The 21,573-nt window shown below is 69.4% G+C and carries 18 protein-coding genes and 1 tRNA gene; 7 read left to right on the plus strand and 12 right to left on the minus strand.

The features are described from left to right. Positions 1–265 precede the first annotated feature (265 nt). From tilS to QMZ26_RS17215, 3 genes are read left to right on the plus strand one after another with little or no spacing between them, the layout of a single operon-like run. Positions 266–1,552 carry a tRNA lysidine(34) synthetase TilS gene (gene tilS, locus QMZ26_RS17205; protein WP_283222161.1) on the plus strand — a complete coding sequence of 429 codons (1,287 nt, stop codon included), beginning with the start codon at positions 266–268 and terminating at the stop codon, positions 1,550–1,552. A gap of 36 nt (positions 1,553–1,588) precedes the next feature. Beyond that, positions 1,589–1,849, plus strand: a complete 261-nt coding sequence (locus QMZ26_RS17210) for an exodeoxyribonuclease VII small subunit (protein ID WP_283222162.1) — start codon at positions 1,589–1,591, stop codon at positions 1,847–1,849. Further along, on the plus strand, positions 1,839–2,717 hold the full coding sequence (locus QMZ26_RS17215; RefSeq protein ID WP_283222163.1) for a farnesyl diphosphate synthase: 879 nt from the start codon (positions 1,839–1,841) through the stop codon (positions 2,715–2,717). Before QMZ26_RS17210 ends, QMZ26_RS17215 begins: the two co-directional genes overlap by 11 nt. Positions 2,718–2,834: 117 nt before the next feature. On the opposite strand, the gene QMZ26_RS17220 is transcribed toward QMZ26_RS17215, so the two are convergent. Together QMZ26_RS17220 and pmbA are read right to left on the minus strand one after the other, a co-directional pair. Then, the gene (locus QMZ26_RS17220) at positions 2,835–3,197 is read right to left on the minus strand and encodes a DUF4870 domain-containing protein (protein WP_079222677.1); all 363 of its coding nucleotides are present in this window, start codon (positions 3,195–3,197) and stop codon (positions 2,835–2,837) included. Positions 3,198–3,284: 87 nt separating this feature from the next. Further along, on the minus strand, positions 3,285–4,652 hold the full coding sequence (gene pmbA, locus QMZ26_RS17225; protein ID WP_283222164.1) for a metalloprotease PmbA: 1,368 nt from the start codon (positions 4,650–4,652) through the stop codon (positions 3,285–3,287). A 68-nt stretch (positions 4,653–4,720) separates the two neighbouring features. On the opposite strand from pmbA, the gene yjgA reads away from it, so the two are divergent. Next, entirely contained in the window at positions 4,721–5,308 is a 588-nt protein-coding gene (yjgA, locus tag QMZ26_RS17230; protein WP_108758095.1) for a ribosome biogenesis factor YjgA, read from the plus strand. Positions 5,309–5,349: 41 nt separating this feature from the next. Here the strand turns inward: yjgA and tldD are convergent, their stop codons facing one another. From tldD to QMZ26_RS17250, 4 genes are all read right to left on the minus strand, one after another. Continuing rightward, positions 5,350–6,795, minus strand: a complete 1,446-nt coding sequence (gene tldD / locus QMZ26_RS17235) for a metalloprotease TldD (RefSeq protein WP_079222680.1) — start codon at positions 6,793–6,795, stop codon at positions 5,350–5,352. 64 nt (positions 6,796–6,859) lie between these two features. Then, entirely contained in the window at positions 6,860–10,726 is a 3,867-nt protein-coding gene (locus QMZ26_RS17240) for a YhdP family protein (RefSeq protein WP_283222165.1), read from the minus strand. A 30-nt stretch (positions 10,727–10,756) separates the two neighbouring features. Next, complete coding sequence (gene rng / locus QMZ26_RS17245; RefSeq protein ID WP_283222166.1) at positions 10,757–12,244, minus strand: ribonuclease G; 1,488 nt, start codon at positions 12,242–12,244, stop codon at positions 10,757–10,759. Beyond that, positions 12,237–12,845 (minus strand): Maf family nucleotide pyrophosphatase, encoded by a 609-nt coding sequence (locus tag QMZ26_RS17250; protein ID WP_283222167.1) that lies wholly within the window; start codon positions 12,843–12,845, stop codon positions 12,237–12,239. Before QMZ26_RS17250 ends, rng begins: the two co-directional genes overlap by 8 nt. Before the next feature lie 130 nt (positions 12,846–12,975). Between QMZ26_RS17250 and QMZ26_RS17255 the strand changes: the two genes are divergently transcribed. From QMZ26_RS17255 to QMZ26_RS17265, 3 genes are all read left to right on the plus strand, one after another. Next, the gene (locus QMZ26_RS17255; RefSeq protein ID WP_079222684.1) at positions 12,976–13,713 is read left to right on the plus strand and encodes an SIMPL domain-containing protein; all 738 of its coding nucleotides are present in this window, start codon (positions 12,976–12,978) and stop codon (positions 13,711–13,713) included. A 533-nt stretch (positions 13,714–14,246) separates the two neighbouring features. After that, a complete protein-coding gene (locus QMZ26_RS17260) occupies positions 14,247–14,906 on the plus strand; it encodes an energy transducer TonB (RefSeq protein WP_283222168.1) in 660 nt (219 codons plus the stop codon). A 221-nt stretch (positions 14,907–15,127) separates the two neighbouring features. Next, complete coding sequence (locus QMZ26_RS17265) at positions 15,128–17,917, plus strand: TonB-dependent receptor (protein WP_283222169.1); 2,790 nt, start codon at positions 15,128–15,130, stop codon at positions 17,915–17,917. Between the two features lie 228 nt (positions 17,918–18,145). Here QMZ26_RS17265 and QMZ26_RS17270 read toward each other — a convergent pair. The 6 genes from QMZ26_RS17270 to lptE form a co-directional block, all read right to left on the minus strand. Beyond that, positions 18,146–18,222, minus strand: a tRNA-Asn gene (locus QMZ26_RS17270). A 22-nt stretch (positions 18,223–18,244) separates the two neighbouring features. After that, complete coding sequence (rlmH, locus tag QMZ26_RS17275; protein ID WP_079222687.1) at positions 18,245–18,715, minus strand: 23S rRNA (pseudouridine(1915)-N(3))-methyltransferase RlmH; 471 nt, start codon at positions 18,713–18,715, stop codon at positions 18,245–18,247. Between the two features lie 66 nt (positions 18,716–18,781). Then, positions 18,782–19,195 (minus strand): ribosome silencing factor, encoded by a 414-nt coding sequence (rsfS, locus tag QMZ26_RS17280; protein WP_079222688.1) that lies wholly within the window; start codon positions 19,193–19,195, stop codon positions 18,782–18,784. A gap of 71 nt (positions 19,196–19,266) precedes the next feature. Next, positions 19,267–19,932, minus strand: coding sequence for a nicotinate-nucleotide adenylyltransferase (gene nadD / locus QMZ26_RS17285; protein WP_079222689.1), 666 nt, complete (start codon positions 19,930–19,932; stop codon positions 19,267–19,269). Between the two features lie 3 nt (positions 19,933–19,935). Beyond that, the gene (holA, locus tag QMZ26_RS17290; protein WP_079222690.1) at positions 19,936–20,973 is read right to left on the minus strand and encodes a DNA polymerase III subunit delta; all 1,038 of its coding nucleotides are present in this window, start codon (positions 20,971–20,973) and stop codon (positions 19,936–19,938) included. A 13-nt stretch (positions 20,974–20,986) separates the two neighbouring features. Beyond that, positions 20,987–21,571 carry an LPS assembly lipoprotein LptE gene (gene lptE / locus QMZ26_RS17295; RefSeq protein WP_283222170.1) on the minus strand — a complete coding sequence of 195 codons (585 nt, stop codon included), beginning with the start codon at positions 21,569–21,571 and terminating at the stop codon, positions 20,987–20,989. Positions 21,572–21,573: the final 2 nt, after the last annotated feature.

A 21,573-nucleotide genomic window follows, 5' to 3' on the forward strand; every position in this document is an offset into this window, starting at 1 on the left:
CCCAACACCTATGCCAGGCAGCTCAAGGCTGCCGCCTGAAACGGCTTCATGGCGTCCGTTTTCAGGGAGCCAGATCAGTGAGCGCCATGGATGGCGCGACCAAGCCCCCATGGATGGGTTTACGGCGTCCCCCTCAACCGGACCCACCCCGCCAACCCACGGATAGCCCGCTGTTGCTGTTGCTGTTGCTGTTGCTGTTGCTGTTGCTGTTGCTTCGGCGGGTGCAGGGCGCAGCCCTGCCAGCCCCCCCCTTATACTTCCCGCCGTGAGTACCTTCCCCACGCTCGTCACGCTGGAATCCCCCCTGCTGGTCGCCTACAGCGGCGGGCTGGATTCGACCGTGCTGCTGCACTGGCTGCAACGAAGCGCACAGGCCAGCGGCACGCCGCTGCGGGCGGTACACGTGCATCACGGCCTGCAGGCCAGCGCCGATGACTGGGTGCAGCACTGCCAGAAGCAGTGTGATGCCATGGGCATCGCGCTGGCCGTGCACCCCGTGCAGGTCGATACCGGCGCGGGGCTGGGGCTGGAAGCTGCGGCCCGCCAGGCGCGGCGCGCGGCGTTCGCCGCTGAACTGCGTGAGGGCGAAACGCTGGCCCTGGCCCAGCACCAGGATGACCAGGCCGAAACCTTCCTGCTGCGCGCACTGCGCGGCTCCGGCATCGATGGCCTGGCCGCGATGGCCGAAGACAGCGTCCTGCACGGCCACCGCCTGTGGCGGCCGCTGCTGCACACCGCGCGCAGCGCGCTGCGCGACTACGCCCATCACCACGCCCTGCGCTGGATCGAAGACCCCAGCAACGGCGAGGACCATGCCGATCGCAACTTCCTGCGCCTGCACGTCCTTCCGTTGCTGCGCCAGCGCTGGCCGCATGCGGCCACGGCCCTGGCCGGCAGTGCCGCGCACTGCGCGCAGACCCGCACGTTGCTGGACGAGGAAGATGCGGAACTGATCGCCCACCTGGAAGTGGCACCACGCGTGCTGTCACTGGAACTGCTGCGCCAGGTGTCACCGGCGCGCGGTGCCCGCGTGCTGCGTGCCTGGGTGCGCGCGCATGGCGCCGCGCCGCTGCCAGCCACGGTGCTGCGGCAGCTGCAGCAGGAACTGCTGGACGCGCCCAGCGATCGCCAGGCACAGGTGCGCTGGCAGGACCACGCCATCCAGCAATGGCGTGGCCACGCCTACCTGCTGCCGGCGCTGCTGCCCGTGCTGCCGGCGGACTGGCGGGCCGCCTGGGATGGCCGCGCACCGCTCCCGCTGCCCGATGGCGGCCAGCTGCGCCTGCTGGGCTGCGAGGCATTCGAGCGGCCCCTGCAGGTGCGTACGCGGCAGGGCGGCGAGCGCATCCTGCTGCCCGGCCGTACCCATTCACACGCGCTGAAGGATTGCCTGCAGCGCGAACACCTCGCGCCCTGGCGGCGCGCGCAGCTGCCACTGCTGTTCGACGGCGGGCAGCTGCTGGCCGCTGCCGACGTGGTCGTTTCCGCGCCGCTGCAGGCGTGGCTGCTGGCCCACGACGCACAGCTGCAGTGGCGCCCCGGCGGCTGGTGAATTGACCCCCGCGCGGCTGCCGTCCACACTTGTCGCATGGCCAAGAAGTCCCCCGAAAACGCCTCCCCCGTCACCCAGTTCGAGCAGTCGCTTGAATCGCTGGAACACCTGGTGGAGCAGATGGAAACCGGCGAGCTGAGCCTGGAAGCTTCGCTCAGTGCTTACGAACGCGGCGTCGGCCTGTACCGCCAGTGCCAGCAGGCGCTGGAGCAGGCCGAACTGCGCGTGCGCCTGCTCAGCGATCCGGCCCAGCCCGAAACCGCAGAACCCTTCGATCCGCCCAGCCATGACGGCTGAAGCGCAGTTCGCACGCTGGCGCGACCGTATCGAAAGCCAGCTCGACGCCGCCCTGCCCTCGCCTGCCGATGCCCCGCAACGCCTGCACCAGGCGATGCGCTATTCGGTACTGGGCGGTGGCAAGCGCATGCGCCCGCTGCTGGTGTATGCCAGCGGCCAGCTGTTCGGCGCTCCGCTGGACCAGCTCGATGCCGCCGCCATGGCGGTGGAAATGATCCACGCGTACTCGCTGGTGCATGACGACCTGCCGGCGATGGACGACGACGCACTGCGTCGTGGCAAGCCCACCACCCACATCGCCTTCGACGAGGCCACTGCGATCCTCGCCGGCGATGCCCTGCAGGCACGCGCCTTCGGCCTGCTGGCCGATGCACCGCTGGCGGCCAGCCTGCGCGTGGCCTGCCTGCAGACCCTGGCCCACGCGTCCGGTGCGTCCGGCATGTGCGGCGGCCAGGCGCTGGATATCGATGCCACCGGCCAGCAGCAGTCGCTGGCCGCGCTCACCCGCATGCATGCCCTGAAGACCGGTGCGCTGATCCGCGCGGCGGTACGCATGGGTGCGCTGTGCGGCCACGCTCCCGACGCGCAGCTGGCCCAGCTGGATGACTTCGCCGACGCCCTCGGCCTGGCCTTCCAGGTGCGTGACGACATCCTCGATGTCGAAGCCAGTTCCGAACAGCTCGGCAAGACCGCCGGCAAGGACCAGGCGCAGGACAAGAGCACGTTCCCGGCACTGCTGGGCATGGACGGTGCCAAGGCGCACCTGCGCGCGCTGGCTGCACGCATGCAGTCGGTGCTGGCCAGCCATGGCGAAGAGGCAGACGCACTGCGTGCGCTGGCGACCCTGGCGGTGGAACGGGATCATTGATCGCGCTCGCTGAAGCAGCCGCGCTTTGCGCTCGCCGGGCGTGGCCCGGCGCTACCGGCGACGCACACAAAAACGCCCGGCACTGCCGGGCGTTTTCGCGTCCACGTGCGGCGGATCTTACTTGATCAGGCGCAGGGTGAACGGGTAACGGTAGGTTTCGCCGTTGTTGGCCTTCACTGCGGCGATGATGCACAGGACCAGGTTGGCCACGTACACGATCGGCATCAGGATGGCGCCGATGATGACGAAGCTGAGGATCACGCAGACCAGCACGGCGATGGCAACGGTGATCTGGAAGTTCAGCGCTTCCTTGGACTGGTCGGTCACGAAGCCCTTGCCCGCATCATCCTTGTTGATGAGCCAGATGATCAGGGCGCCGATGAAACCGGTGAAGATGCCCAGCAGGTGCGCGGCCAGCGCCATGGTGCGCTGGTCGCTCGGCACGCTGGACGCGGCCGGCACGTTTTCGAAATCGCTCACGACAAAACTCCTTGTTTTTGGGTGGTCTTGACCGACCGGCAGCAGGCCGACCGCGTCAGGCGGCCATAGCTTACGCCATCAATGGCATCAATCATTACCGGCGATGGTCATCCGCCCGACCAGGATCGAGCCGGTACGGATGTGCGAGCGCGGGTCGACATCGCTGCCGACGGCCTCGATGGCGGCGAACATCTCCCGCAGGTTGCCGGCGATGGTGATGCCGTCGACCGGGTACTGGATCTCCCCGTTTTCTACCTTGAAGCCACCGGCGCCCCGCGAGTAATCACCGGTCACCCCGTTCACGCCCTGCCCCATCAGCTCGGTCACCAGCAGCCCGTCGCCCATCTGCCGCGCGATCTCCTGCAGCGAACCGGCGTTGGCGGCCAGCTGCAGGTTGTGCACGCCGCCGGCGTTGGCCGTGGTCTGCAGGCCCAGCTTGCGCGCCGAATAGCTGCCCAGCACGTAGCGCTGCAGCACGCCATCGCGCACCAGGGCCGAGGCCCGGGTCGCCACGCCGTCGCCGTCGAAGGCGGCCGAGCGCAGGCCCCGGCGCAGGTGCGGCAGTTCCTCGATCTGCATCCAGTCCGGGAACAGCTGCTGGCCCACGCTGTCCAGCAGGAAGCTGGCCTGGCGGTACAGGGCGCCACCGGACACCGCCGACAGCAGGTGGCCGACCAAGCTGCGGGCCACCTCCGGGGAGAACAGCACCGGCATGCTGCCGGTCGGCAGCGAACGCGGCTGCAGCCTCGACACGGTGCGCTCGGCGGCGCGGCGGCCCACGCTGTCGGCCGCCTCCAGGTCCTGGCGGGCCAGGCCACCGGTGTACCAGCCGTCGCGCTGCATGCCATCGCCGCTGCCGGCGATCAGGGCGCAGCCGACCGAATGGTGGGTGCCTCGCTCACGGCCGATGAAGCCGTGCGAATTGGCGTAGACCGAGACACTCTGCATGCTCGACACCGAAGCGCCGTCGGAATTGCTGATGCGCGGATCGGCCTCGCGGCCGGCTGCCTCGCAGGCCAGGGCCAGGTCCACCGCCTCGTCGGCCTGCAGCGCCCAGGGGTGCCAGCTGTCCAGATCGGGGAAGTCACGGGCCATCAGCGCGGCGTCGGCCAGGCCGGCGGCCGGGTCGTCCTCGGTATGGCGGGCGATCGCGCAGGCCTGTTCGACGGTGGCCGCCAGGCTCGCCTCGTTCAGGTCGGCGGTGCTGGCACTGCCCTTGCGCTGGCCGAAGTACACGGTCACGGCAATGCCGCGGTCGCGGGTGGACTGCACCGTCTCGACCTCGCCGAGACGGACGTTCACTTCCATCCCGCGGTCTTCGCTGCAGCTGACTTCGGCCTGGCTGGCGCCCAGCGCGCGGGCGCGCTCCAGCAGCTGCTGGGAAAGGTTGGCCAGGCGTTCCAGACGGGCCGGGCTGTCGTCGCCGACGGCCACTTCAGGGGCGATCACGTTCAATGCTTTATCCTGTGCGGGTTGGGCCCGGCATCACGCCGGGCGACTTTTTTTGAGATCAGGTAGGGACGATGCGCGGACGCGACGAAGAAACCGGTGAATTCCACGACAAGAGCCGCAGCCAGAACCGGCGCGACGCGCTCGATGTCCTGGCCCTGGGCGAAAAACTGGTGTCGCTGACCCCGGCCCAGCTGGCGCGCCTGCCGGTGCCGGAGGACCTGCTGCCGCATATCGCCGAGTGCAAGCGGATCACCGCCCACATCGCCCACAAGCGGCAGCTGGCGTTCCTGGCCAAGCACATGCGCCGCGAAGAAGACGCCACGCTGGACGCGATCCGCGACGCGCTGGACGCCAACAGTGAAACCGGCCGCCGCGAAGTAGCGATGATGCACCGCGCCGAAGACTGGCGCGAGCGCCTGCTGAACGACGGCGACAAGGCGCTGGGCGCGCTGCTTGACGATTACCCGCAGGCCGACCGCCAGCAGCTGCGCACCCTGGTGCGCAACGCGCAGGCCGAGAAGGCGAAGAACAAGCCGCCGCGCGCCTACCGCGAGATCTTCCAGGTGCTGCGCACGCTGATGCTGCCGGCCGCGCTGGGCCTGAAGGCCGCGGCCGATGAAGCCGACGACGTCGAGACCGACGAAGCCGACGAGGACTGAGTCCCCGCCGGCCCGGGCGGTGGCGCTGGCCATCGCCCGGCTCAGGCCTGGGTACCGCCGACAGTGATGCCTTCGATCAGCAGCGAGGGCTGGCCGACACCCACCGGGACACTCTGGCCGTCCTTGCCGCAGATACCGACACCCTCGTCCAGGGCCAGATCGTTGCCGACCATGCGCACCTTCTGCATGGTTTCCGGGCCGTTGCCGATCAGCGTCGCGCCCTTCACCGGCGCGGTGATCCGGCCATCCTCGATCAGGTAGGCCTCGGTGGCCGAGAACACGTACTTGCCACTGGTGATGTCGACCTGGCCGCCGCCGAAGTTGACCGCGTACAGGCCCTTCTTCACCGAACGGATCATTTCCTGCGGGTCGTGCTGGCCGGCACGCATGTAGGTGTTGGTCATGCGCGGCATGGTCAGGTGCGCGAACGATTCGCGACGGCCGTTGCCGGTAGGGGCCACGCCCATCAGGCGTGCGTTGAGGCTGTCCTGCATGTAGCCGACCAGGATGCCGTCCTCGATCAGCGTGGTGCACTGGCTCGGGTGGCCCTCGTCATCGATGTTGAGCGAACCGCGACGCCCGTCCAGGGTGCCGTCATCAACGATGGTCACGCCCGGAGCGGCCACGCGCTCGCCGATGCGGCCGGCGTAGACGCTGGTGCCCTTGCGGTTGAAGTCGCCTTCCAGGCCATGGCCCACCGCTTCATGCAGCAGCACGCCGGGCCAGCCCGGGCCGAGCACCACCGGCATCACCCCGGCCGGGGCCGGTACGGCTTCCAGGTTCACCAGCGCCTGGCGCAGGGCCTCGCGGGCGAAGGCCTCGGGGCGGCCGTCGGCAAAGAGTTCGGCATACCCATAGCGACCACCGCCGCCGGCGTAGCCCGATTCACGGCGGCCGTTCTGCTCGACGATCACCTGCACGTTCAGGCGCACCAGCGGGCGCACGTCGGCACCCAGCACGCCGTCGGTGCGGGCCACCAGCACGGTATCCACGCCACCGGACAGGCTCACCATCACCTGCTTCACCCGCGGGTCGGCGGCGCGCAGGTAGCCGTCCAGGCGCTTGAGCACCTCGACCTTGGCCTCGTTGCCCAGGCTGTCGATCGGGTCCAGCGTCGGGTACAGCGCGCGCGCGTTGCCACGCAGCAGCGAACGCCCGGCCTGGGCGCCGCCTTCGCGGGAGATCGCGCGGGCCGACTGCGCAGCGGTCAGCAGCGCATCGGCATGGATGTCATCGGAATAGGCGAAGCCGGTCTTCTCGCCGGCGATGGCGCGCACGCCCACGCCCTGCTCGATCGAATGGGCGCCGTCCTTGACGATGCCGTCTTCCACGCTCCAGCTTTCGCGCCGGGCATGCTGGAAATACAGGTCGCCGAAGTCGACGCCGGGGCCGAGCAGCTGGCCGAAGGTGCGCTCCAGGCCAGCGGTGTCCAGGCCGCCGGGGCGCAACAGGCGGTCCTGGGCAAGCGTCAGTGCGTTATCAGTCATGGTCTCGATCTGGGGGTCTGGAGGCGGCCAGGCAAGGCCGCCGGATGAACAGAGGCCGCGACGCTCAGCGCGGGCGCGGCAGGTCGGTGACGGTCGGCGGCACCGCCGGGGCCGGTGCAGGGGCGCGCGGCGGGGCCGGGGGGCGGTCGCGGCTGCGTTCGATCACCTCCACCTTGGGCTCCTTCCACGGGCCGGTGACCCGGTAGGTGCGGGCGCCGATCTCGCCCAGAGGCTTGGACAATACCGCATTGGTGGCCGCACCCAGCGCGGCGCCCACCGGGCCGCCGGCCACCGCGCCGACCACGGTCAGCAGGTTGCCGGCGCGCGGGTTGACGTCGATGGTCTGGTCGAACTGCTGCTGGCGCAGGTCGGTCTGGCCGCGGATGGTGATGTTGGCCGCCGGGCCTTCGATCAGCACCTTGTCCGTGCGCGCCATGCCATCGGCGAACTGCATGCCGCCTTCAATGTGGTTGAACGCAAAGCCCTTGGAGAAGAAATCGCGGAAATCGAACATCAGGCGACGCGGCAGCTGGGCCACGCTGAGCAGGCCCAGCACGCGGCCGGCACCGGGATCCAGTTCCAGCAGCTGGCCGTTGCGTGCGTCGATGTCGAGCGTGCCCTGCAGGTTGCCCAGCTGGAAATCGGACGGCCCGCCGGCCCACGCGGCCTGCAGCTGCGCCTGGCCGGAGCCGCCGCGCAGCTGGCCGGCGTAATCCAGGTTCTGCATCAGCCCGCCGAGGTCCTGGCTACGCACCTTTGCGGTCAGTTCGGTGCGTGCGCCCTCGCCCTTGCCCAGCCAGCGGCCGGTGATGTCGATCTCCTGGTCCGGCGCGCGGAAGCGCAGGGTGTCCACGTTCAGGCCGTTGCCCAGCGGGCGCGTGCGCAGCACGGCCTGGCCCAGCACCACCTTGCCGAATGTCAGGTCGGCGATGTCCAGTGCGAACGGCGGCAGCTTGGCCGGGTCCATGTCATCGGCACCGGTCTGCGGCCGCGCCGGTGCCGCGCCGGTGTCCGCCCCGGGCGCTGCCGGCGAGGACTGCCAGTGCACACGGTCGAGCTGGCCGCTGATGGTGCCGCCATCGGCATTGGGGACGCTCAGGCGACCGGCCAGCGACGGGCCGTCCAGGCGCACGTCCAGCGCCTGCGCGCCCGGCCGCAGCTGCAGGCGGGTCTGTTCGAAGATGCCGCCGATCAGCATCAGCCTGCCGACCTGCACGTCCACCGCGCGCAGCGGCATCGGGTCGCCATCGCCACCGGCGCCACGCGCCAGGCCGATCCATTCCAGCGCGTCCAGGGTCGGGCTGCGGCCGTTGATGGCCAGCCCGCTGGGCGGCGGATCGCGGTCGACGCGGTCGCTGCCCATCGTCACCTGCACGCCGGTCTGGTTGTTGTGGGTGCGCGCCGCCAGCGCCAGGCGCTGGCCGAAGGCCACGTCGATGCGGCCATCGCCCATCGGCAGCTGCGCCGACACCGTGGTCGCCAGCGCATCGGCGGCCGGCTTGTCCAGCGGCGCCGGCAGGTCCAGGCGGGTGCCCACCAGGTCCGAATGCAGGCGCAGTTCGCTCGGCGGGGCCGGCGCACCGGGCGCCACCTTGGGCAGGTTGACCGCAATGGTCCAGGCCGAGGTGCCCTCGAGATAGGGTTTCAACCAGGCCATTTCCGGCGCACGGTCAATCAGCACCTTGGCATCCAGGCGTGCGGCCAGTTCCGATTCAAAGGCCCGCGCGGGATCGCGCACGTAGCCGCCGGCGCGCAGGCTCAGGCGGCCGTCCTGGCCCAGGTGCCGCACCGCCAGGTCCTCGGCGGCGAAACCACCGCTGCCGTAGCGCGCCTGGCCCTGCATGGCGTCGAATTCCAGATCGAAGCGCTTGTCCACCAGCTTCACGCCGGCCAGGTCCACCGTGCCCTGCAGGTGCCCGCCGCTTTCGTCGTGGTGCAGCGGCTGCAGCAGGTCGAAGTGCACGTTGGCCGGTCCGCTGGCCACGAGATTGTCCAGGGTGTCGCCGTAATCCTTGTGCAGGCCACTCTGCCGCAGCATCGCCAGCAGCCGCCCCGCCTCGCTCTGGCTGTCGGCACGCACATACAGCGGCGCATGGCCGAAATCCTCGATGCCGGCCTCGAACTTCTGCACCGCCACGCCGGCCAGGTCACCACGGCCCTGCATGTGGAAACCGGGGCCGATGAAGGCGATGTCGGCGTCGACCTGGCCCATCAGCGGCCAGTCGTGCTGGAAGCGGATGTCGCCGTTGCTGATGTGGCCGGTGGCCTCGAAGCGGCCATCGTTGTTGTCGAACGGCCAGTCGTCCAGGTCACCGCTGACCAGGCCGATGCCGCCGCGCACCTGGCCGCCGACCAGGGCGGCATCCAGCCAGTCGGTGGCGCCCTTGCTCATCTTGGAATGGATCCAGAACCGCTTGGCGGCGGTCATCGGCACATCGTCCAGCTTGGCGGCCAGCTGCAGCCACGGCCGCGTGCCATCGCCCTGGAACCAGACCCCGCCCCGCACGTCGGCCGCATAATTGGTGCCCTCCACCCGCATGGCAGGCGTGCCGATGCGCCAGCCACCGGCTTCATCGCGCCAGCCGACGATCTGCCCGGCCAGGTGCAGGTCGTGGCGCTCGCCGAAGCCGGTCGGCCAGTCGAACTGCAGTTCCTGCTGCGGCTTCAGCTGCAGGCTGAAACCATCGGCATCGCCTTCGAAGCGTCCGCCCAGGCCTCGAACCCCGGGGGCATCGCCGACGCTGGCAAAACCCAGCGCCTGCAGCTCACCCTGCGCCCACAGCGGGCCGTCGCGCTCGCCCTGCAACTGCAGCGCCTGCACGTCCAGTTGCGGCCTGGACAGGTACAGCCAGCGCCGCAGGCCCGGTTCCAGGCGGTCACTCAGGGCCAGCGCGCGCAGCGCGGTACCGGCCTGCACCGCCCCGCTGCTGATCCGCAGCTGCTTGCCCACCTGCACCTGCAGGCCATCGAGTTGTTGCTGGTCCGGCCCGGCCTGCAGGCGCAGGCGCGGCACCTGCAGCGCCCAGCCGTCGCCCTGGCGCTGCCAGCGCAGGCGGGCCTGCACGCGCTGCAGCTGCAGGCCCGGCGTGGTCATCCCCGGCAGCGGCGCGCCATCGATGCGCACCTCGCGCAGGTCCGAATCGGTGGTCAAGGCCACCGGCGCGAAATCGCGCAGGGCCAGCCACAGGTTGAGTTCGCCCTTGCCCTCGCGCAGGCGCACGCCGCCGGCCGCCAGCAGCGGCGACCACGCATGGAAATCGACCGGGTCGGCACCCAGCCATGCCTGGCCGTTGCCGTGGCGGCGGTCCAGGTCCAGCACCGCCGTCAGCGGCAGCGCATCGGTCTGCGCCCAGGCGCGCACGCCCACCCGCAGGCGGTCGCCATCCACGCGCAGGCGCAGGTCGATGCGCGGCAGCGTGGCATCCACGCCCAGGCCGGGCGCATGCACGCCCAGGCGGCCACCGATCACCTGCAGTTCGCCCAGCCGGCGCAGCGCATCCAGCGGATCACCGCTGCTGGATTGCGGCAGCCCTCGCACCGACCAGCGGCCATCGCTGGCCTGCTGCAGGTCCAGGGCCAGGCCGCGCAGGCGCAGTTCGGTCAGCGAACGGCCCGGCAGCAGGCCGCTGTACATCGACACCAGTACTTCGGCCTCGCCGATGGCCAGCCCCTGCCCGGCGCCGATGCGCAGGCCCTTGAGCTGCAGCAGCGGGCCACGGCGGGTCCAGGCGGTGTCCAGTTGTTCGAAGCGCACCGGTTGCCCGGCGCGCTCGCTCAGCCAGGCCGCAATGGCCTGGGGATGGCGCTCGGCCAACGGCAGCAGCTGGCTGAGCGTACCCACCAGCAGCGCCAGCACGACCAGACCGACCGCGCATGCAGCAACGAGATGACGGCGGATCCTTCGCAGTCGCAGGCGCGGCGGCGCGCTCATCGGCCTCGACCGATGCCCGGCCCGCATGCTTCAGAGCAGGACGACATCGAACTGCTCCTGCAGGTACTGCTCATCGGCCTGGAAGCGGATGCTCTTGCCGAGGAACTCCTCCAGCTCGGCCACCGCCGCCGACTCCTCGTCGGTGATGCGCGCCACGACCTTGGTCGAGGCGATCACCAGCAGGCGCGCCGCTTCGAACTGGCGCACCGCGCGGGTGATCTCGCGGAAGATCTCGTAGGTCACCGTCTCGGTGGTCTTGATCGAGCCTCGCCCGCTGCACTGCGGGCAGGTCTCCGACAATTGCCGTTCCAGGCTTTCCACGGTGCGCTTGCGGGTCATCTCGACCAGGCCCAGCGGCGAGAAGTCGTACACCGTGGTCTTGGCGTGGTCGCGGGCCAAAGCCTTTTCCAGCGTGCGCAGCACCTGGCGGCGGTGCTCGGCGTCATCCATGTCGATGAAGTCGATGATGATGATGCCGCCCAGGTTGCGCAGCCGCAGCTGCCTGGCCACCGCCTGCGCGGCCTCCAGGTTGGTGCGGAACACGGTCTCTTCCAGGTTGCGCTGGCCAAGGAACGAGCCGGTGTTCACGTCGATGGTGGTCATCGCCTCGGTCTGGTCGATGACCAGGTAGCCGCCGGACTTCAGCGGCACCTGCTTGTCCAGCGCGCGGCCGATCTCGTCCTCCACCCCGAACATGTCGAAGATCGGCCGGTCGCCCGAGTACAGCTCCAGCTTCTCGGCCAGCACCGGCATGTATTTGGCCACGAAGGCCTGCAGCTGGGCGAAGGTTTCCTTCGAGTCGACCTTCACCTTGTCCACGTCCTTGCGGATGAGGTCGCGCACCGAACGCAGCGGCAGGCTCAGGTCTTCATAGATGTTGCTGCACGAAGGGGCTTCGCGGCCCCGCCGTTCGACCACGTTCCAGACGCGCGCCAGGTAGGCCACGTCCTCGGCGATGGCCTCGGCCGGCTGCCCTTCGGCATTGGTGCGCACGATGTAGCCATAGCCACCATGCTGGGCCGACAGCTCGGTCACCAGCGCCTTCAGCCGCGCGCGCTCGCCTTCATCCTCGATGCGCGCCGACACGCCCACCACCTTGGACTGCGGCAGCAGCACCATGTAGCGGGACGGAATGCTGATCTGGGTGGTCAGGCGGGCGCCCTTGGTGCCGATCGGGTCCTTCACCACCTGCACCACGATGTCCTGGCCGTCGCGCAGCAGCTCGACGATGGGCACGCTGGACGGCGGCGGCAGGGTGGTGTGCTCGGTGTCGGCGCTGGCCACCGGGGCCGGCCGCACCACGTCGTTGGCGTGCAGGAACGCGGCGCGCTCCAGGCCCACCTCGACGAAGGCCGCCTGCATGCCGGGCATGACCCGCTGCACCTTGCCCTTGTAGATGTTGCCGACCACGCCGCGGCGCCAGCCGCGTTCGATGTGCAGCTCCTGCAGCATGCCGTTCTCGATCACCGCGACCCGGGTCTCGCGCGGGGTCACATTGACCAGGATTTCCTCAGACATCGGCAGCCTCCCTGGCGGCATCGGCAATGGGGGCCGGCACGCCGCAGCGCGCCAGCAGACGATCGGTATGAAGCAGCGGCAACCCCATCACGCCGGAGTAGCTGCCGGAAAGGTGTTCGATCCAGCGCTCGGCGCCTCCCTGGATGGCGTAGGCACCGGCCTTGTCCAGCGGCTCGCCGGTGGCCACGTAGGCGGCGATGTCGGCCGCGCTGATCGTGGCGAAGGTGACCTCGGAAACGACCAGTTCACTGTCCAGCCCGCCAGCGCCCACCACCACCACGGCCGTCATCACCTGGTGGGTGCGCCCGGCCAGCCGTGCCAGCATCGCCCGCGCGTCGGCCGCATCGGCCGGCTTGCCGAACACCTCGCCGTCGAGCACGACCTCGGTATCCGAGCCCAGCACCCGCGCCTGCGGGTCGCTGGCCAGCACCGCGGCCAGACCGGCGCGCGCCTTGTCGGCCGCCACGCGGCATACATAGTGTTCGGCGCTTTCGGCAGCCGCGCGCACCTCGGACACCTCCAGGTCGAGGGCCTGGAAGGGGCGTCCGAGTCGGGCCAGCAGCTGGTTGCGTCGGGGGGAGCGGGAAGCAAGATAGAGCATCGGCACAGCATAACCTGAGGGCGCTGCCTGAATCGTCGGCAACCCCGCCCGGCACGCCTCAAACCCCGAACGGACTCACAGCGCGTTCATCGCTACGACACCACCCTCACCGCCACAACAAGGAGATCCCATGCGCCGCACCGTCACCCCGCTGCTGCTCGCCCTGTCCCTCGCTCTTGGAGCCTCGATGACCGCCCACGCCGCCCCGTCGTCGCCGTCGATCGCCGCCGCGGCCGAAGGCACCCTGCTGAACATCTCGGCCAATGCCGAGGCCACCCGCGTGCCGGACGTGGCCACCCTGTCGGCCGGCGTGGTCACCCAGGCCGCCGACGGCAACAGCGCCATGCGCCAGAACGCCCAGCAGATGGACAAGGTGCTGGCCGCGATCAAGGCCGCCGGCATCGCCGAGCGCGACGTGCAGACCAGCGGCGTCAGCCTGAACCCCCAGTACCGCTATGCCGACAACGAAGCGCCGAAGATCACCGGCTACCAGGCCAGCAACACGGTCAGCCTGAAGGTGCGCGACATCGCCAAGCTGGGCAAGGTGCTCGATGCCCTGGCCGCCCAGGGCGCCAACCAGATCAATGGCCCGCAGTTCGAGATCGACCAGCCCGAGCCGGTCTATGACGAAGCCCGCCTGGCCGCGCTGAAGAAGGCCCAGGCCCGCGCCCAGACCTATGCGACGTCGCTGGGCCTGCAGGTGCGCCGCATCGTCAGCATTTCCGAGAACAGCAACGGCGGCTTCCGCCCGATGCCGATGATGCGGGCCATGGCCGCCGGTGCGGCGATGGACAAGGCCACCCCGGTCGCGCCCGGTGAATCGACCGTGTCGGTGAACCTGGACGTGGTGTTCGAACTGGGCCGCTGATCGCCCGCGCCCGGGTAGCGCGGGGCCGTGCCCCGCGAGCGCAGCGGCGCGTCTTCTCCCGCCGGGCATGGCCCGGCCCTACCGGCAGATGGGTCGCACGGTGCTGGCACATGGGTAGCGCGGGGCCGTGCCCCGCGAGCGCAGCGGCGCGTCTTCTCCCGCCGGGCATGGCCCGGCGCTACCGGCAGATGCCTCGCGCGGAGGCCGCCACATGGGTAGCGCGGGGCCGTGCCCCGCGAGCGCAGCGGCGCGCCTTCTCCCGCCGGGCATGGCCCGACGCTACCGGCAGATGCCTCGCGCGGAGGCCGCCACATGGGTAGCGCGGGGCCGCGCCCCGCGAGCGCAGCGGCGCGTCTTCTCCCGCCGGGCATGGCCCGACGCTACCCCTTCATGAAGGCCAGCCCAACGGCAGTGACCCTGCCTCTAGGCAGTGGCCGGGCGCCGGCGCTAATGATTGACTGCCAGCCGCGTGCGGCAACCCCGATGGCGGCCCTGGTGCGTTGAGGACTTCGTCACTGGCATGGAGGTGGACCATGGTTCGTACGTATCCCGTTGTACCGCTGCAGTTCGATCCCGCCCGCGTCGCCGCCTGGAGCGCGGCCATTGCCCTGCACCTGCTGGCCTTCCTGTTGCTGCTCATCCCGGCAACCTACCAGGCCATCACCGCCCTTCCCCGCGACAGTACCGAAGTCAGGCTGATCCCCAAGGAGCAACCGAAACCGCCGGAGCCGACCCCGGTGCCGCCGGAGCTGGTCCAGGTGAAGGTCGACCCCAAGCCGAAGACCACGCCGACGGTCGTCCCGCCCCTGCCCACCCCGACCGCAACGCTGGAAGAAGCCCAGGGCATCATCCTGCCCGCCGCCGAACCGGCACCGGTACAGGCGGTGCCTAGCGTGGCGCCCTCCACGCCGATGGCCGGGGTGCAGCTGCAGTACCGCAGCGCCCCGCCGCCGGCCTACCCGGTGCAGGCCGTGCGCAACCACGAACAGGGCACCGTCCTGCTGCGGGTCGAGGTGGACCCCAGCGGCCAGCCGGTGGATGTCAGCATCGAGCGCAGCAGTGGCTCGCGCAGCCTGGACCAGGCGGCCCGGCAGCAGGTCCTGCGCCACTGGCGCTTCGTGCCGGCCGAGCGTGATGGCCAGGCGGTAGCGGCCATCGGCATGGTGCCGGTGCAGTTCTCCCTGCCGCAGTAAGGCTTGTGCCGGCCCGGCGCACTGCCGGGCCGGCCATACGCACCACCTGCACCCCGTCAATAGCCGTTCACGCCAAAACATTTCGCTTTGGTCGAAAGATCGTTACGAATTCAGTAAAACTTCACACCGTCGTCACCTGCCAGAAACCTAGATTGATGTGTCCCCGGGGCACACCGGGTGACAGCCCTCAATGCTCGAGTTTTCCAGTCAGGAGAGAAGCTGTGAAACACCCGATCCAACGGCCCGCCAGCCGCCGCCAAAACCACCTGGCAACTTCCATCACCCATATCCTCGCTGGCGGCACCCTGCTGCTGGCCGGCGCCGCGGTCTCCTCCTCTGCCTTCGCACAGGAACAGGCCACCAACCTTGACCGCATCACGGTCACCGGTTCGAACATCCCGCGCACCAACACCGAAACGCCGTCCCCGGTGCAGGTGGTGACCCGCCAGGAAATCGACCGCACCGGCAAGACCACGGTCGCCGAATACCTGCAGACGCTGACCGCCGACGGCGCCGGCTCCATTCCCAAGACCTTCGGCAACGGCTTCGCCGGTGGCGGCGCGGGCATTTCGCTGCGCGGCCTGGGCGCCGGCTCGACGCTGGTGCTGTTGAACGGCCGCCGCATGGCGACCTATGGCCTGGCCGACGACGGCCAGAAGGTGTTCACCGACCTCAGCACCATCCCGCTTGACGCCGTCGAGCGCGTGGAAGTGCTGAAGGACGGCGCCTCGGCCATCTACGGTTCCGACGCGATCGCCGGCGTGGTCAACATCATCCTGCGCAGCGACTTCCAGGGCGCGATCCTGCGTGGTTCCTACGGCGTGTCCGGCGATGGCGACGGCGATGCCAAGAAGGCCACCCTGACCGCCGGTACCGGCGACCTCGCCAGCGATGGCTGGAACGCCTTCTTCAGCCTGGACGTCGGCAAGACCGACCGCATCCAGATCAGCGACCGCAAGAACCGCAAGTGGATCGGCACCGGCGACATCCGCCGCTGGGGCTACGATGCCGCCGATGCGCAGTTCCTGGGCGGCGCCTACCTGTCCGGCGGCACGGCCGGCGGCACCGGCCCGAACGGCTCGGTGTTCGACAACACCGGCCACCTGGTCGCCCTGCCCGGTTGTGCGGGCCTGAGCACCATCCCGGGCCAGACCGATGCCACCGCCCAGGCACAGGGTTGCCTGTGGGATCCGGCACAGCTGTACCGCGACCTGAGCCCGGAAGAGAAGTACGTCAACGTGTTCGGTCGTGCCAGCTTCGCCTTCGGTGAAGGTGGTGAGATCTACACCGAGATCGGCTACTCGAAGAAGGAAACCATCTTCAGCAACACGCCGTCCGGCGTGTCCGGCGGCTGGGGTTACCCGGGCGGCCCGGTCAACGCCAACAGCGGCCCGGGCGCAACCATGCTGTATGCCGGCCACCCGGACAACCCGCTGCCCTACGCTGCGCGCCTGCGCTACAGCGCCTGGGACGTGGGCCCGCGCGTGACCGACAACACCAATGAGTTCAACCGCTTCCTGGTGGGTGCCAAGGGCAACTGGGGTGAGTGGAGCTACGACACCGCCTACCTGCATTCGGGCACCGACCTGGTCAACAAGCGCACCGGCTTCCTGAACTACGACGCCGTGCGCTGCGTGCTGGGCAACCCGGCCTGCCCGTACGGCACCTGGCGCATCGGCGACAACGCGTCGCAGACGCCGCAGTCGGTCTACGATGCGATCAGCCCGACCATCAGCGCCCGCGCCAAGTCCAGCCTGGACATGTTCGACTTCACCATCTCGCGCAGCCTGATGGACCTGAAGGGCGGCCCGCTGGGCCTGGCCTTCGGTACCGAGTGGCGCAAGACCAGCAACAGCCTGACCCCGCAGACGTTCACCGACGTTGGCCAGATCATCGGCCTGGGCTACTCGGCCTATGACGGCACCCAGAACGTGTACGCCGGCTACGCCGAACTGTCCGCGCCGGTGCTGGAATCGCTGGAACTGTCCGGCGCCGTGCGTTACGACAAGTACGAAAGCGGTGAAGGCAAGGCCACGCCGAAGCTGGGCGTGAAGTGGACCCCGGCCGACTGGATCGCCCTGCGCGCCAGCTACGCCGAAGGCTTCCGCGCGCCGAACCCGGCCGAGAACGGTGACGGTGGCCTGGCCGCCTTCTCCAACGCACGCGATCCGGTGCGTTGCGCCATCGATCCGGCCAACGAGTGCACCGCGCGCTCGGTGGCGATCATCACCCGCCCGAACAAGGACCTGAAGCCGGAAGAGTCCAAGAGCTACTCGGTGGGTATCGTGCTGCAGCCGACCTCCAGCACCTCGATGACCGTTGACGCCTGGGAAATCAAGCGCACCAACGAAATCGCGCAGGGCAGCACCGCCGACGCCATCGCCGCCGGCAACGTGCTGCGTGACTCCAACAACATCGGTGGCGTGCTCAACAGCGGCACGATCCTGGCGGTCAACACGGCCTACGTGAACGCCAACTCCTCGCGTGTCCGCGGTATCGACACCGACGTGCGCCAGACCTTCGACCTCGGTCCGGGCCAGCTGGAGATGGACCTGCAGTGGAGCCACATCCTGAAGTTCGAACGTACCGAGGGTGACACCACCGTCGATTACGTCGGCACCCACGGCAACTGCGACGTGACCAACTGCATCGGTACGCCGCAGGACAAGATCAACTTCGGCACCACCTGGAAGCAGGGCCCGTGGAGCGTCAGCGGCGTGGTGAACTACATCGACAGCATGGAGAACAAGGACCGCCGCGGTGGCGACTACCTGGCCTTCTATGAAGATGGTTCGCCGGTCGAGAAGATCTCCTCCTTCACCACCTTCGATCTGTCCGGCCGCTGGAACATCACCGAAGCCTTCGAACTGAACGCATCGGTGCAGAACGTGTTCGATCGCATCGCTCCGCTCGACCCCAGCACCTACGGTGCGGTCAACTACAACCCGCTGCACTTCAGCGGCGCCATTGGCCGTTACTTCACCGTCGGCGCCAAGTACACCTTCAAGTAATCGAAGGCGCGTCACCTGCAAAGGCCCGGGCAACTGCCCGGGCCTTTGTTTTTTGCGGGATCTGTAGACCGGAGCCATGCTCGGCTGCTTCGCCTTGTAGAGCCGAGCCATGCTCGGCTGCGGTCATGAAGCAGAGCAGCCGAACGTGGGTTCGGCTCTACAGGGATCTCAGCGCCGGACAGTCGACACAAAAAAAAACCCGCATCTCGCGATGCGGGTTTTCAAAGGTGGCGCCCGAAGTTGGACTCGAACCAACGACCCCCTGATTAACAGTCAAGTGCTCTAACCGGCTGAGCTATTCGGGCAGACGACTAGTATAACCACTCTTCACGCGCGATGGTAGGGGTGATTGGCAATCATTGCCGCCGCGCGATACAGCTGCTCGGCCACCACCAGGCGCACCAGCATGTGCGGCAGCGTGAGCGGTCCGATCGACCACTTTTCATCGGCCAGCGCGGACACTTCCGGCGAGTGGCCTTCGGGGCCACCGATCAGGAAGGCGAGGTCCCTGCCCTGCCCGCGCCAATGCTCGAGGCGCTGCGCCAGCTGTTCGGAACTGAGCTGGCGGCCCGGCACATCCAGTGCCACCACGTAGGCGTTCTTCGGCAGCGCGGCAATCACCCGCTTGCCTTCATCCTCGGTGGCGCGGCGCGCATCGCGCCCCTTGCCACGCAGGCCCGGCTCGATTTCCACCAGCTCGAACGGCAACCAGTGCGACAGCCGTTTCTGGTACTCGGCAAAGCCCTGCGCGACCCAGCTGGGTGCGCGTTCACCGGTGGCGATCAGGCGCGCTTTCATCGATGGCATCTCCAAAACGTCGACGGCGCCATCGGCGCCGTCGAAGGGGTACAGCAACGCCGTGGCTCAGGCCACTTCGTCGTCGTCGCTCGGCGGCGGCTGGTCGCCAACCGTCCACAGGCGCTCGAGCGCGTAGAACTCGCGCACGCGCGGCAGCATGACGTGGACGATGACGTCGCCCAGGTCGACCAGCACCCACTCGGCTTCGCGCTCGCCTTCCACGCCCAGCGGCATCACGTCGATGTTCTTGGCGAAGCGCACGACTTCATCGGCGATCGACTTGACGTGGCGGGTCGAGGTGCCCGAAACGACGATCATGTAGTCGGCCACGCTGGACCGGCCGCGCACGTCGATCTCGACCAGGTCCTTGGCCTTCAGGTCTTCGGTGGCTTGGCGGACGCTGGCCAGCAGTTCCGGCACGGAGGGCGGCGGGCTGGGCAGATCGACCTTGATGGTCTGGGGCTGGGTCTGGTTGCTCAAAGTGGATCGACTCGATAAACGTGGGGGCGATTATACGGGCATGGCGCGCCTGCGCCATTCACGGCATGCATTCAGGGCGTATCGGGCCGGTACAGGCGCTGGTCGGCCACGTAGTCGGCCACCGCCGGCGGCAGCATGGCCCGCCAGGGCCCGGCGGCGGCGATCTGGGTACGGACGGCGCTGGCCGATTCACCGCGCAGGGGCTGGTGCAGGCGCAGCACGCGCCCGGCCGGGCTGGCGAACAGCGACTGCTCGTTGTCGGCCCACCGGCCCTCCAGGGCCTGGCCGAGCTCGCCGGCGACGGCATCGCGCAGGGGGCTGCCCGGGCGCTCGGCCACGATGAAATGGGCCAGGCCGAACAGCGCCTGCCATTCATGCCAGGCCGGCAGGGCCAGCAGGCTGTCGGCACCCACCAGCCAGGCCAGCGGCCGGCTCGGGCCGAGTTCGGCGCGCAGCTCGCGCAGGGTGTCCACGGTATAGGACGGGCGGCCGGGATCACGTGCGGCCCGGTCCAGCTCGCGGCGGTCCAGCAGCAGGCCGGGCTCGTCACCGATGGCCAGCGACAGCATGCGGCAGCGTTGTTCGGCGGTGGCGCCCGGGGCCGCGCGGTGCGGCGGGTCGGCGGCCGGCAACATGCGCACGGCCACCTGCAGTTCGTCGCGTGCGGCGCGCGCGATGGCCAGATGGCCCAGGTGCACCGGATCGAAGGTGCCGCCGTAGTAGATCCGCAGGCTCATCACTCAGGCGCGCGCGAGCAGGCGCACGGCGCGGGCTTCGGCCACCGCCACCAGCAGCCGCTCCAGCGCCAGCCAGGCGTCACCGTCGGCGCGGCCCTTGGCGATGCGGTCGACCAGGCCCGCCTCGGCCACGAAGCGCTCCCAGCGCTTGCCCTCAGGGTGCCGCTGCAGCGCGCGCTTGTACGGCGCCTGCCGCGATTCCCAGATGCCGCGCGATTTCATTTCGGCAGCCAGGTTGCCGCCACGGGCCTGCACCCGCGCCAGGCCGGCACCGGCCAGCAGCTCGCGGATCACGATCGGCATCAGCGCGGCCACGGCCTCGCCTTCGCCACGCAGGCCGGCCAGCATGCGCAGCACCGCCTGCGGCTGGCCCGAGAACGTTGCTTCGACCAGACGGAACACGTCGTAGCGGGCGGCGTCGGCCACCAGCGATTCCATCCGTTCCACGTCCAGCGGCTGGCCGTCGGCCAGCAGGGCCAGCTTGTCGATTTCCTGCGCGGCGGCCAGCAGGTTGCCTTCCACGCGTTCGGCCAGGCGCTGCACCGCTGCGCCATCGGCGCGCAGGCCCTTGCTGCGCAGGCGGCGTTCGATCCAGTCCGGCAGCTCATGCGGCTTGATCGCCCAGGCCACCGACAGCACGCCGACGCGGTTGACCGCCTCGGCCCACTTGCCCTGGTGGGCCTTGCTCCATTCGTTGGCGGTGATCAGCAGCACCACGTCCGGCGCCGGGTCGGCGCAGAACCGGCTGATGACTTCGGCGCCGTCCTTGCCCGGCTTGCCGCTGGGCAGGCGCACTTCCACCAGGCGCCGCGCACTGAACAGGCTCGGCGCGTTGAAGCTGGCATCAAGCTGGTTCCAGTCGAAATCGCGGCCGTCGGCGTCGAACACCTCGCGCTCGTCCACGCCGCTGGCACGGGCGCGGGCGCGCACCGCATCGGCGGCTTCCAGCACGCGCAGGGTTTCCGGGCCGGCGATCAGGTACACCGGCGCCAGGGCGGTGTCACCGCCCTGGCTGGCCAGCTGTTCCGGTCGCAGTTCCATCGTATGCGGCAGCTCAGGGCTTGACCTGCGCCGGCACGGTGGCCGGTTCGCCATCGGTCGACAGGGACGGCTTCGGTGCGGACAGGCTGCCGCCGCGTTCCAGCTCGGCACGCACCACGCTGTCGATGCGGCGGATGATCGAGGCGGACATTTCCCGGCGCAGCTCGTCGGCCAGGATCTCGCGTTCGGTGGTGGTACCGGTGGCGTCGGTCGGCGGCGACACGTAGTCGCGCGACAGTTCGATCACCTGCTGCGGCACCAGCTCGCTGCCGTCCTCGCGGCGGAAGATGAAGATGACCGCATAGCGCAGGCTGTATTCCTGTGCGCGGCCCTGTGCGTCGATGGCGATGGGCAGGTCACCCCAGCGCTCGGACAGCACCTGCAGCTGTGCCGCCGGATCCGTGCTGTCCTCGTCGGCCAGCTTCGCACCGGACGCCAGCAGGCTGCGGTTCAACAGCTTGACCAGCTCGCTGTAGGGCGCGGTGGAGACCACCTTCACCGGCGCGGTGTCGGTCGGCAGCATCAACTTGTTGCGCAGGTGGAAGCCACAGCCGGCAAGGCCGAGGACAAGGACGAGGGCAAGCAGAATTCGGGTCATGG

The organism is Stenotrophomonas sp. PFBMAA-4 (assembly GCF_030053215.1).
In the GTDB taxonomy this organism is placed as follows: domain Bacteria; phylum Pseudomonadota; class Gammaproteobacteria; order Xanthomonadales; family Xanthomonadaceae; genus Stenotrophomonas.